Source organism: Kordia sp. (genome assembly GCF_050633145.1).
GTDB lineage: Bacteria > Bacteroidota > Bacteroidia > Flavobacteriales > Flavobacteriaceae > Kordia.
On the sequence record NZ_JBOEFY010000079.1, the window covers coordinates 17480 to 30434 of the forward strand.

General features: G+C 33.5%; 10 protein-coding genes. 6 read left to right on the top strand and 4 right to left on the bottom strand.

What is annotated here, in order from left to right; all coding sequences use genetic code 11:
• The first annotated feature begins 49 nt into the window (after positions 1-49).
• Positions 50-3001: a DUF7619 domain-containing protein gene (locus ACRBBL_RS25770; RefSeq protein ID WP_431371983.1), complete on the top strand. Its 2952-nt coding sequence runs from the start codon at positions 50-52 to the stop codon at positions 2999-3001.
• Between the two features lie 134 nt (positions 3002-3135).
• Here the strand turns inward: ACRBBL_RS25770 and ACRBBL_RS25775 are convergent, their stop codons facing one another.
• From ACRBBL_RS25775 to ACRBBL_RS25785, 3 genes are all read right to left on the bottom strand, one after another.
• Complete coding sequence (locus ACRBBL_RS25775) at positions 3136-3804, bottom strand: DNA alkylation repair protein (protein WP_431371984.1); 669 nt, start codon at positions 3802-3804, stop codon at positions 3136-3138.
• Between the two features lie 479 nt (positions 3805-4283).
• Positions 4284-5981, bottom strand: coding sequence for a gamma-glutamyltransferase (ggt, locus tag ACRBBL_RS25780; protein ID WP_431371985.1), 1698 nt, complete (start codon positions 5979-5981; stop codon positions 4284-4286).
• Positions 5974-6567 (bottom strand): ACP phosphodiesterase, encoded by a 594-nt coding sequence (locus ACRBBL_RS25785; RefSeq protein ID WP_431371986.1) that lies wholly within the window; start codon positions 6565-6567, stop codon positions 5974-5976. Before ACRBBL_RS25785 ends, ggt begins: the two co-directional genes overlap by 8 nt.
• Positions 6568-6624: 57 nt before the next feature.
• On the opposite strand from ACRBBL_RS25785, the gene ACRBBL_RS25790 reads away from it, so the two are divergent.
• From ACRBBL_RS25790 to ACRBBL_RS25800, 3 genes are all read left to right on the top strand, one after another.
• Positions 6625-7689: an acyltransferase family protein gene (locus tag ACRBBL_RS25790; RefSeq protein WP_431371987.1), complete on the top strand. Its 1065-nt coding sequence runs from the start codon at positions 6625-6627 to the stop codon at positions 7687-7689.
• A 6-nt stretch (positions 7690-7695) separates the two neighbouring features.
• Positions 7696-9084: a phosphoglucosamine mutase gene (gene glmM, locus ACRBBL_RS25795; RefSeq protein WP_431371988.1), complete on the top strand. Its 1389-nt coding sequence runs from the start codon at positions 7696-7698 to the stop codon at positions 9082-9084.
• A gap of 510 nt (positions 9085-9594) precedes the next feature.
• Entirely contained in the window at positions 9595-10065 is a 471-nt protein-coding gene (locus ACRBBL_RS25800) for a hypothetical protein (RefSeq protein ID WP_431371989.1), read from the top strand.
• A gap of 22 nt (positions 10066-10087) precedes the next feature.
• Here the strand turns inward: ACRBBL_RS25800 and ACRBBL_RS25805 are convergent, their stop codons facing one another.
• Positions 10088-11002 (bottom strand): lysophospholipid acyltransferase family protein, encoded by a 915-nt coding sequence (locus tag ACRBBL_RS25805; RefSeq protein ID WP_431371990.1) that lies wholly within the window; start codon positions 11000-11002, stop codon positions 10088-10090.
• A 220-nt stretch (positions 11003-11222) separates the two neighbouring features.
• On the opposite strand from ACRBBL_RS25805, the gene ACRBBL_RS25810 reads away from it, so the two are divergent.
• Positions 11223-11873, top strand: coding sequence for a rhomboid family intramembrane serine protease (locus tag ACRBBL_RS25810; protein ID WP_431371991.1), 651 nt, complete (start codon positions 11223-11225; stop codon positions 11871-11873).
• Between the two features lie 104 nt (positions 11874-11977).
• Entirely contained in the window at positions 11978-12883 is a 906-nt protein-coding gene (locus ACRBBL_RS25815) for a hypothetical protein (protein ID WP_431371992.1), read from the top strand.
• Positions 12884-12955: the final 72 nt, after the last annotated feature.

Sequence of the window (12955 nt, forward strand, 5' to 3'; positions counted from 1 at the left end):
GAATACTATTCTATCTTTACGATAACCATAATAAATTAACATTAAAACCATGAGAATACGATTACTGACTTGTATATGTCTACTAATTTCTTCGTTCAGCTTTGCTAATGAAACTACCAATTCAAAAGTAAAAGAAACTACTACAGCAGAAAAGAATGCATTAATGCCTATTATAAGCATTGATGATGTAACAGTATTTGAAAATATACATACTATATATATACCTATTTACCTAGATGCGCCAGATTCTGTTGATACAGTCATCAATGTAACTACTGTAGATGGTACTGCAGTAAGTCCAAATGATTATACAGCGTTAAGCGCAACCGTGACCATTCCGGCAGGACAAACAAATGTGACTGTATCCATATATATACCAGATGATTCTTTAGCTGAAACAACTGAAGATTTCAGTATCCAAGGAACTGTAACAAGCGGAAACACAAACAACAATAGTGTTAGTGCAACCATAACACTTGTAGATCAAGATGATTCATCCTTTAGTATTGGAGATGTTACTGTTACTGAAGAAGATGGATCTGCAAGTGTACCAATAAGTATTGATAGTCCAAGTAGTACAGATACAATAATATCAATTACAACAACAGACAACAGTGCAATAGATCCAAATGATTATACAACCACTACAGTAACTGCAACAATTCCAGCTGGACAACTCAGTATATATGTCAGCATACCAATTGCGGATGATAACGTAGGAGAACCAACCGAAGATTTCACTATCAACGGAATAGTAGCCGTTGGAAACACAATTAATAATAGTGATAGCGGAACAATAACAATCATTGATGATGATACTCCAGCGATGACAATATCAGATGCATCTGTAAATGAAGACGTAGGCAATGCTGATGTGGTAATAAGTATTACGAACCCAAGTGCTGTTGATACGGTAATTTCTATCAGTTTAATAGAAGATAGCGCAACCAATTTTGACGACTATGTAAGTACAGTTTCTATGGTGGCAATTCCAGCAGGACAAACCTCAATAAGTTTAAGTATTCCAATTGTAGATGATTTAGAAGATGAAGCTGATGAAACTTTTTCAGTATATGGAATTATACAATCTGGAAACACATCAAATCCAGATGCTAATGGAATAGTTACCATCATAGACAATGATGTATGTACTTCCGATCCAGCAACAGATTGTGATGGTGATGGAGTAACAAACGGAGATGAGTCAAATCCACCAAATGCAGGAACGCCAACCAATCCGAATGATCCGTGTGATTTTAATATGAGCGATATAAGTTTAGCACAATCAGGCGATTACTTAACGGGAGATTGTGATGGCGATAATACTCTAAATGCGGTAGACTGTGATCCTTTCAATAATTCAATCACTGATGGTTATGGAGATGATTGCGATGACGGAAACCCTGCAACACTTTCCGATTTTATAGATGAAAATTGTAATTGTATTGGATTGGCAACAAATGATGCAGATGGTGATGGTATTTCTAATGTACAAGAAGTAATGAATGGTACAGATTATAATGATCCATGTGATCCTGTGCAAGATGTTGGTTATACTGGATATGACGCTGACAATTCGGTGTGGCAAGCTGGTAATTGTGATAATGACGATATAAACAATGCCTTAGAAATTATACTTGGTTCAGATCCGTATGATACAAACTATAATACGATTCAAGGTAGTGTGGTGTATGACGTAAACGGCGATGGATGTAATGGAACTGATGATATTGCTTTAGCCAATGTAAATGTAGCAATCTCTGACGGATCAGTCATAACAGCAACATCTATAGACAATGCAGGTAATTATTCATACAGTGCAACAACAGGAACTTACTATATAACACCAAATATAGAAAATTTCACATTTTTTAATATAACACCTCAAAATGCTTCAACAAATTTTTCAAGTACAAACAATAGTGTATTTAATCAAGACTTTTGTATTACAAACAATGGAGTAAATCCAGATGTTGAAGTAGTAATCGCGCCTATTGCATTTGCACGCCCAGGATTTGATGCAGAATATGTATTGACTTACAGAAACAAAGGAAATCAAGTAACATCAGGATCTATAAGCTTTATGTATGATGATGCTGTATTAGATTTTGTTAGTAGTACACAAACGACAAGCTCACAAACAACGGGAGTGTTAAACTGGAATTATACAGACTTAGCACCTTTTGAAAGTAGAAGTATCAATATAATACTAAATGTAAATTCTCCGGCTGAAACTCCGTCAGTAAACAATGGAGATGAGTTAGATTATTCGGCTACAATAAATCCTATTGCAGGAGATATATTGCCAGATGATAATCAATTTGAGTATGAACAGACTGTAGTTGGTTCGTACGATCCAAATGATATTACTTGTGTAGAAGGTAGTGTTGTAAACCCTGATGAAATAGGTGAGTATCTACATTACATCATAAATTTTGAAAACACAGGTACATTCTTTGCAGAGAATATTGTTGTCGAAATGGACATTGATCCAGCTCAATTTGATATAAACACACTACGATTATTGAGTAGCTCTCATGGTATAAATGTAGTCGTAAGTGGCAATATGGTTCGTTTTATTTTTCAAAGCATATTTTTACCAGTTGACGGAAAAGGAAATTTTTTACTAAAAATAAAATCACAAAGCACATTGGTTGTAAACGATACAGTAAGTAACGATGCACGTATCTTTTTTGATTACAACCTTCCAATACAAACAAACTATGCAGAAACTACGTTTGCAGTACTAAGTACAGAAAACTTTGAAGAAGATCGCAGCATTACAATCTATCCAAACCCAACAAAAGATAACATCTCTATAATTGCAGATAATTCTATAAAAAGTATTGAACTGTATGATATGCAAGGAAGAGTTTTAATGCAAGAAAAATACAACGCAAAACACGTAAATGTAAACATAGCGAACCAAGCTTCAGGAATTTATTTTATCAAAATAAGTACTGAAAATGGTGTCAATACAGAGAAAATCATAAAAATGTAATATCTCTATTGATTAGCACACTTAAAACAGAAAAGACTAACAGAAATGTTGGTCTTTTTTAGTTAAAGCTTGTTTTAAAAATAAATATGAATTAAGCAGTCTAAGCTTCACACTGAGTGGAGTCGAAGTGAAGTCTAAACAATTCTCCGAATTGCTTCACGTTCGCTCAATTCTTTAAGTTTGACAGATTTCACAAAATTCAATACAGCTTCAGGCTGAACTTTTCCATATTCGCGCAATGCCCAACCAATGGCTTTTTGGATAAAAAACTCTTCAGAATCTTTGTGTAATGTACACTGTTTGAATAATTCCGCTTCATCAGTTTCGTCTTTATAACTCAATTGATATAAAATCGCAGAACGATTCAACCACATATTATCACTCTCAGAATAATAATCGAGCATCTTTCGCTTCTGATCAGGAAACTGTAATAAGTACTTTCCAAATACATGTTTTGCTAAAAAATCAACCGTATCCCACCAAGAATGCGTTGTAATCATACGTGTAAAAAAACGGCCATCTTCTAACTCATACTTCTTATTAGAAAACTTTTGATACAATTCCATGGCGATATAATGATACTCACGCTGAGGTAAATTGTACAATTGTGTCACAACATCATGAATATGCTCTTGAAGAAACAATGTATAGTCGGGTAGGAGTTCTTTAAGTAATTGTTTTCTAACAGGAGCTTTAATACCGTGAAAGAGAAATAAATTACGCATATACACTTGCATTTGCTGTTGATTCTCAGTATTGGCATTGGCTTCAAAAGCTTGTTGTAGTTTGTTTACGAATTCCATGGTCAAAAACAGTATTGAGTTATTAATATTTAGTATTGAGAACTAATATTTCAATACTATGTTTGAAACGTCATTACGAAGATACTATGAGCAAAGTAATTCTAAAAGAACATCAAAGTACTTCTCGATACAATTTTTCTTCATTACATTACGAAAAACCACTCGAAGTGACGCTTAGCGTACCAAAATACTAAGAGCGAAGCAAATCTAACAATCTAAGAAGCAAAGCGAGTCTAAGAGGCAAAGCAAGTCTAAAAGCGATAGCGATCTAAAAGTAAATCGAATTTAAAAGAACATCAAAGTACTTCTCGATACAATTTTTCTTCATTACATTACGAAAAACCACTCGAAGTGACGCTTAGCGTACCAAAATACTAAGAGCAAAGCGTGTCTAAGAGCATAGCAAATCTAACAATCTAACAGCAAAGCAAGTCTAAACTCCTTTTACATTTAAAATTTAGGATTTAACATTTATAATTTCAAAACCCAACCGCCTTATCATCCCCACGAGGATCTGCGCCTCCTTCTAGTTTTCCATTTGATAAAATCAAAATTCCTTCAACTTTCCCAATCACAGGACTATTAGTTGCATCAATAGTATATCCGAGTTTTGTCAATTCTGCTTTCAATTCATCACTAAATCCTTTTGGTTCCATCTTTACAGTATCTGGCAACCATTGATGATGAAAACGAGGTTGATTCACGGCTTCTTGCATGCCCATATCATACTCATGTACATTTAAAATAGTTTGCAAAACACTTGTAATAATCGTTGATCCGCCAGGCGTTCCAACCACCATATATAACTTTCCGTCTTTTTCAACAATCGTTGGTGTCATAGAACTTAACATACGTTTTTCTGGAGCTATACTATTCGCTTTTGCGCCAATAAGACCAAACATATTCGGAACTCCAGGTTTTGCGCTAAAATCATCCATTTCGTTGTTTAAAAAGAAACCTAATTCTTCACAATACAACTTAGAACCATACGCGCCGTTAATCGTTGTAGTAACTGAAACAGCATTTCCAAACTGATCTACAATAGAGTAGTGCGTAGTTTCATCACTTTCTACAATCTCAATATTTCCGTGTGCAACTTCCGATGATGGCGTTGCTTTCTCAAACGAAAAAGATGACATGCGTTCTTTGATGTATTTGTCGCTTACTAAAGTTTCTGAGGGAATCGTTACAAAATCAGGATCACCTAAAAAGTAATTACGATCGGCATAGGCTCTACGTTCTGCTTCTGTAATCAATTGAATAGATTTGGTTGTATTGTGTCCAAATTCAGCTAAATCGTACGGTTCAATAGCTTTCATAATTTCTGCCAAGCAAATTCCTCCACTTGATGGTGGCGACATAGAAATAACGCGTAAATCATCATAGGTAAACGTAATAGGTGTACGCCATTTAGCTTCGTATTTTGCCAAATCTTCCATCGTCATAATTCCTCCTGATTTTTGCATAAAATCGACCAATTTCTGCGCTGTTTCACCTTTATAAAACTCGTCACGTCCATTCTTTTGAATACGTTCCAAGGTTTTTGCCAACTGTAAACGTTTAATGGTATCTTTTGTTTTCCAATCTTTCGCAAACAACATCGTAGAATCATTTACTTTAAAAAAGCTTTCGCGATACTTTTCTAAGCGTAGTTGTTGTTTCTCAGTGACAATAACTCCTTTTTTAGCCAATGCAATCACTGGTGCCAAAATTTTGTCCATTGGTAACTTTCCATACTTTCCGTGTGAAGCGTAAATACCAGCAATATTTCCTGGAATTCCAACCGCCATTGCGCCAAGTGTACTTTTATTCGGAATTACCTTATCTGTAATAGAATCAAGGTACATATTTTTTGAAGCAGCCAAAGGTGCTTTTTCTCTAAAATCTAACGAGCCAATATCTCCATTTTCTAAGCGATACACCATAAATCCGCCACCGCCTAAGCTTCCTGCATACGGATATGCAACTGCAAGCGCCATTTCCATTGCAGCCATGGCATCAAAAGCATTTCCCCCTTGTTGAAGGATTAAATTTCCTATTTTAGAAACTTCTTCACGTGCCGAAACAACCATTGCATTTTCTGTAATAAGACCTTTTACGGTTTCTTTTTCTTTTTTTGTTTCTTTACAAGAGAAGAAAAATAAGCAACATAAGCTAAAAAGAAGTATTCTATTCATGTTCTAATTCGTTTAGTTTTTGTTTGGTAAATTGGATTAGTTCGTCAAAAAAGGAAGTAAATTCAGCTTCAAACTCATCATAAAATTCTTGAAGCTCTACAACAGCTAAATTCATTTTGGAACGATTTTGCGTTCTGCGATTCATTCCTTCTAGCACTTTTGTAATTCCTTCAATAGAAGCATAACTAAGCAACCAATTGTCGTGAATCATGTGTGGAAGTAAGCGTTGTACGTTCAGCGGAAGCATTTCAAAATTATCTTCCAGCAAGTGATAAAAATCATTTACATAGGTTTCTAGCGGAATGTCGGAATATTTTTTCCAGTTCTTGGCTAAAAAATGATCGTACAAAATATCGACAATTACGCCGCTATAATGACTGTAATTTTCATGCAAACGCTTCGTGCTTTGTCTCACTGTTGGATGCGCATCCGTAAACGTATCAATGTTTCGATGTAATAAAACGCCTGTTTGTACTCGTGGAGGATATTCTTTGTATTTTTTCCCGCGAATGCTATCGGCAATAAAATTTCCAATCTTTATTTCGTCGTCGTTATGTGAAAGATAAATATGTGCTAAAAAATTCATTTGTTAAATTTACTAAGAATATTTTTCTGAGAATATTATATTTGTAAAAAACATCGTTTGAAACTTCTTCCAAACCTTAATCCATTACGTTTCTTATTAACAATACCTGTTATGCTCGTACATATTCCTGAGTTTTTTAGGAATAGAGGCTTGGCAGCATACAATGACGGTGTTATTTTTCATAAAGGAAGAGAAGCAGTATATGTATTTTTTGTACTAAGCGGATATTTAATCATCCGATTATTATACCGAGAAGTTGTACAAAAAGGTAAAATAGACCTAAAAAGCTTCTATATTCGGCGAATTTTGCGGATTTATCCATTATACTTTTTAATTCTTTTTGTCGGATTTCTCTATTACAAGGTAATATTGTCTTATATGGGAATTCACTACGAAGCGGATTATGATTTGACAAATGCGCTGTTGTTATATGTTTTTTTTCTGCCCAATGTAGCTTCTACATTGTATCAGCCTGGTGGCGCGATAGAAATACTCTGGTCTATTGGAATTGAAGAACAGTTTTATTTGCTCATTCCGCCAATGTTAGCATTCATCAAAAAGAAATTCTTTATCATATTCATACTGGTTTTAACTTTAGTGTACTTTGCTATTTTTGCAAGTGATTTATTTCCGTTCTTGCGAAAATTTGATTTCTTATACTTTTACTTCTCAACAGGCGGATTAGTAACGATATTACATGAAAGATATGATTTAGGGAATAAAATCCATAAATACCTCAAAGTGGTTATCTTGGTATTATTTATCTTGTATTTCTTTACAGATCTTATTAAAGGAATTGATCCAAATTTATATCACTTTATAAGTATGATATTGTTTAGTTTTGTAATATTGACACTGAGCTATAGTCCCGTAATTATTATACGAAACAAACAGCTAAACTATTTAGGAAAAATATCGTACGGAATTTACATGTTTCATCCGTTAGTGATGCAACTTGTCGGATTGGTATTACTTAAATTGGTTGCCAAAGTCGAAATGTCCGATATAACAATTATTTTACTCTCGTATGGACTTGTTTTTGGCATAACTTTTATAGTTTCGCACTTATCATATCAATACTTTGAAAAACCGTTTTTAAAACTTAAAAATAAATTTAGATAACATATTATGACTTTAATCAAATCAATTTCAGGGATTCGTGGAACCATTGGAGGAAATGTTGGTGATAATTTAACACCAATTGATGCAGTAAAATTTGCAAGTGCGTACGGAACTTGGTTGAAAAAAGAATACAACAAAGAAAAATTGACCGTTGTTATTGGTAGAGACGCGAGAATTTCTGGACCAATGATTCAGAGTTTGGTAGTCAATACATTAGTTGGTTTGGGAATAGATGTTATTGATCTCGGATTGTCAACAACACCAACAGTAGAAGTGGCTGTTCCGTTAGAAAATGCTGATGGAGGAATCATTCTAACAGCAAGTCACAATCCAAAACAATGGAATGCCTTAAAGCTTTTAAATCATAAAGGTGAATTTTTAAATGGTGCAGATGGTGCTGAAATCTTAGAAATTGCTGAAAGCGACGATTTCGATTTTGCGGAAGTAGACGATTTAGGAACAGTAACGCCAAATGATACCTATATAGATAAGCATATTGAAGAAGTATTAAATCTTGCATTGGTAGATGCAGAAGTCATCAAAAAAGCCAATTTTAAAGTGGTTGTTGATGGTGTGAATTCTACGGGAGGAATTGCTATTCCGAAGTTATTACGTGCATTAAACGTTGATGTGGTAGAGTTGTATTGTGAGCCAAACGGACAGTTTCCACACAATCCAGAACCATTAAAAGAGAATTTAGCAGACATTTCTGAATTAGTCGTTAAAGAAAAAGCCGATTTAGGTGTTGTAGTTGATCCAGATGTAGATCGTTTAGCATTTATTTGTGACGATGGAGAAATGTTTGGAGAAGAATATACGTTGGTCGCTTGCGCGGATTATGTATTGGGAAAAGTAAAAGGAAATACAGTTTCAAACTTATCATCGTCAAGAGCGTTGCGTGATGTGACTGAAAAACACGGCGGAACATACCAAGCAAGCGCGGTAGGAGAAGTAAATGTGGTAATAAAGATGAAAGATATCAATGCTGTGATTGGTGGTGAAGGAAATGGAGGAATCATTTATCCAGATTCACATTACGGACGCGATTCGTTGGTTGGAGTAGCCTTATTTCTAACACATTTAGCAGAAAAGAAAATGACCGTTCGCGAATTACGTGATAGTTACCCAAGTTATTTCATGAGCAAAAACAAAATTCAATTAACACCACAATTAGATGTTGATGGAATTTTAAAAGCAATGGAGGAGAAGTACGCAAACGAAGATGTAACAACAATTGATGGTGTAAAAATCGATTTCCCAGAAAACTGGGTACACTTGCGTAAATCAAATACAGAACCTATTATTAGAATATACACAGAAGCTTCAACGCAACAAGAAGCAGATGATTTGGCACAACGCATTATGAAAGAGATTTCAGCGATTGCAAATCTTTAAAAAACTGAACTCGTCTTGACTTTTTGTTTTTAACCGAAAATGAGTCAAAATTTGTTCAGATGAAGCTATTTTTAAAAGGCATAGCATCGCTACGGATAAAAAAATAGCTGAAATATGGGCGAATTTTAGCCATTTTTTAGGAAATAGAAAAAATTAAGATGAGTTCATTGTTAAAAACTAGAAGAAAGCTCTCCAATTGGATGGCTTTTTTTAATTTAGTACAGTTCTAAGTTCTAGTATAATTAATTAAAAATACTATAAGAGTACTATTGTCGTTCTCTATTTTAGAATACTGTAACGAAACATACAGTTACGCTACTTATAGCTAAATTGATATAAAATGGCATAAAAGGGTTTTGAAGAAAAAAGCAAAGTTCAAGGCGGAAATTTGAGACATAACCTTAGCTACGGTGAAAATTTTTAACGATGAAATTTGATTAATTTCTCAAAAGATTAATGTTATTTTATGTTGATTTAACTATATATATATCGAATACAACGCACATCATCATGGAAACTACATATACAGACTGGAAAAGGGCAGCCATTCATACATTAGATGAAAAAACTACTTCTTTTGATGAATCTTTACATAAAAAAGTAGAAACAGATTATTTTAAACGATTGCTTGAAAAAATGGCAACACATGCTGCTTCACCAGAAGCTTTAACTGCGTTTAAAACACAAATAGATGCTTTTTTAGCTGCAATTCCGACGAAAGCTGGATTTGAAGATAAAGATACCCGACGTGCGTTTTCTAAAAAGAAAACAAAAATTAAAAATGCAGCCACGATGAAACACAAACTAGTTCACAAAGGCTACTACGTAAGTATGTGGATACCTTTAGGAATGGCTTTTGGCTTGCCATGGGGACTTGTTTTTGGAAATGTTGCATTTGGCTTGCCAATAGGCTTGGTTTTCGGACTAGCTATTGGAACTTGGTTAGACAGCAAAGCGCAAAAAGAAGGTAGAGTAGTATAGTTAAACAGTATAACTATATGGTCTAAGAATTTTTAGTTTCTCTCTCTTGATACTCTGGCGGCACTTTATCTCTGTGTTTCCAACGTTTATGAACCCAATAATAATATTCTGGAACTTCTCTTATTTGTTTCTCTAATGCTCTGCAAAACAACTCGGTAGGTTCGTTTTTGTCATAATTAGAAATTCCTTTTGGTGTCAAATCTTCAAAAGTTGCTTGATAATGTCCACGTTTTACTTTTTCAATCTTAAAATAAATAAAAGGCATATCTGCTTTGCGAGCTAATACTTCAGGACCGTTAAAACAAGGAACGGTAATATTCATAAAATCAGTCCAATAATAATGTGGTAAAGGTTTTGGTGACTGATCACTTACCATATAATAAATAGCTAAAACGCCATTATCATCATTCTTTTTAATGGTTTTAAAGGTTTCTTTTGTAGTAATTAAGGTAGAATCTCGTTTCTCACGAATATCGCGGATTAGTTTATCAAAATACTTGTTGCTTAGTTTTTTGTAGATTCCGTATCCTTTAAAAGAAACATATTCTTTCATCACATTCATCCATTCCCAATTGGCGTAATGTCCAGAAATTAAAATGATACTTTGTCCTTTCTTTTCATATTCATTAATCAAGTCAATATTAGGAAATACAAAACGCTTTCGTAGTGAAGCATCAGAAATAGTAAGTGATTTAATCATTTCCAAAAACATATCGCACAAATGACTGTAATACTTCTTCTCAATTTTTAAGCGTTCTTCGTCACTTTTCTCAGGAAAAACCAGCTTCAAATTTCCACGTACAACTTTCTTTCGATAACCAATTATGTGATAAATAATCAAATAGCAGAAATCAGAAAACAAGTAAAGTAAGCGAAATGGCAGAATAGAAATTAGCCACAGTATAGGATATATTAAAATGAACGCAATAAGCTGCATAAGTATACTAAATTTTGACAAATATAGCTATATTTGGAATGAAGTCATCTTGACTTTTAATTTTTAACCGAAAATGAATAAAAATTTGTTCAGATGCGACATTTTTTGAAAGTCATAGCAGTGATACGACTAAAAAAAATAACAAAATATGGGCGAATTTATATCATTTTTTAGGAAATAGAAAAAGTCAAGATGACTTCAATATAATAAATGCTATTTTATGATGAATTTAGAACCGATAACCATCGGAATAATTTTAATAAACGTTTTGCCGTCACTCAAAGGTTTTGAAGACGATTCATTTATAGAGAAATATTTATTCAATATCAGTGCAATAAAACACGGACAACACTTCCGTATGTTTACTTCCGGATTCTTGCATGCAGACTTCATGCACTTGATGTTTAATATGCTAACGTTATACTTTTTTGCAGATAGTGTAATTCATGAGTTAAGCGCACAATACTTTTTACTCATCTATATTGCAAGTCTGTTATTTGGAAACATACTTTCATATTATTTTCACAGAAATGAACCTCATTACAGCGCTTTAGGAGCTAGTGGAGCGGTTTCAGGAATCGTATATGCGTCCATTTTACTATTTCCAAACAATGATTTATACGTCATGTTTATTCCATATCCTATAAAAGCTTATGTAGTAGGAATTGGGTATTTAGCTTTTTCTATTTATGGAATGAAAAAAAGCTTAGGAAATATAGGTCATGATGCGCATTTTGGTGGCGCTGTCGCGGGATTTATTATAACGCTGATACTTCGACCTAGTATATTGCTAGAAGAAACGCTGATCGTGATTTTAATGGCAATTCCGATTGTAGTTTTGTTTATTTTGACGAAGCTGGGGAAGATTTAAGATCAATATTTTTGAGCTTTCCTTACTTTACAAGATAAAAATGGGGAATTTTCCTTTTGTAAAAGGGATAAAAAAAGTGGTTTATTTGTTTAAAACTATCAAATATGAACATTAAAACCATTTTTACCATCATTACCTGTCTATTGATGCTAGTAGTCAATGCGCAAGTAACAATTGATAAAGAAGCTGAAACCATAGAGTTTTCTACACCATTCAATAAGCAGAAACAGTTTTCATACAATGTCAAAAAACTAATCTTTATAGGAGAAATAGAAGAACAAATTGACACTATATCGTACCAATTACATATCAAAGTTAATCGGATAGAAGCTGATACTGCTAAATTATCAATTCATTACACAAATTTAAAACAAGGAAGTGGACTTCTAAAAATCTTTGAAAATGTGGAGGCAAGGATAAATTATAATTTTGCAAATAAATCCTATGAAATCACAAATGTGGAAGAGATGACAAAGAAGCTCGTAGATGTGATAGAAAAAGATGGAAAAGTCAACAAAGACGAATTAGAGAAAACTTTGAAAGAACTAAAAAAATACAAAAACCCACTTGAACATGTGTATTTAAGAGATCTAAAGCCAGTTTTGTCACATTACAATAAAAAAATACCTTATAATCATTACGAGACAGATTCTACAAAAGTCGAAAAGCCATTTCCAGCTTCAACAAAAGTCATAAAGTTTGGAGTTGTTGAACAAGATGGAGACTATGAACTTACATATTCAAAAGAAGTTTTGAATGACGGACTCAAGCAACAAATAAAAAAACAAACTGAAGAAGCATTAAAAAAACAATTTGCATCTGATTCAACACAAATTATAGAATTTTCATTGAAAGAAAAAGAAGTCGAAATTGATATCAGATATGAGCAAAAGATTGTGTTTGATAACGAAAGTGGGTACATCAAGCGTTGTATGTTTTTAGATAAAGTAATGTTTTTAGACACAAAATTAAAAGATGCGTATCTACTTATAGAGCTGATAGATGAATAATCAATTACTTTAGAAAAAGTCTGAGATCAATTGATGATCGGATTTTTTTACTTTGTAAGGAGAGCAGGATTA

Bases quoted from the DNA above. Each gene is read 5' to 3' on its own strand.
- ACRBBL_RS25805 (WP_431371990.1), bottom strand. From the start codon at position 11,002: ATGCAGCTTATTGCGTTCATTTTAATATATCCTATACTGTGGCTAATT.
- ggt (WP_431371985.1), bottom strand. From the start codon at position 5,981: ATGAATAGAATACTTCTTTTTAGCTTATGTTGCTTATTTTTCTTCTCT.
- glmM (WP_431371988.1), top strand. From the start codon at position 7,696: ATGACTTTAATCAAATCAATTTCAGGGATTCGTGGAACCATTGGAGGA.
- ACRBBL_RS25785 (WP_431371986.1), bottom strand. From the start codon at position 6,567: ATGAATTTTTTAGCACATATTTATCTTTCACATAACGACGACGAAATA.
- ACRBBL_RS25800 (WP_431371989.1), top strand. From the start codon at position 9,595: ATGGAAACTACATATACAGACTGGAAAAGGGCAGCCATTCATACATTA.
- ACRBBL_RS25810 (WP_431371991.1), top strand. From the start codon at position 11,223: ATGATGAATTTAGAACCGATAACCATCGGAATAATTTTAATAAACGTT.
- ACRBBL_RS25775 (WP_431371984.1), bottom strand. From the start codon at position 3,804: ATGGAATTCGTAAACAAACTACAACAAGCTTTTGAAGCCAATGCCAAT.
- ACRBBL_RS25815 (WP_431371992.1), top strand. From the start codon at position 11,978: ATGAACATTAAAACCATTTTTACCATCATTACCTGTCTATTGATGCTA.
- ACRBBL_RS25770 (WP_431371983.1), top strand. From the start codon at position 50: ATGAGAATACGATTACTGACTTGTATATGTCTACTAATTTCTTCGTTC.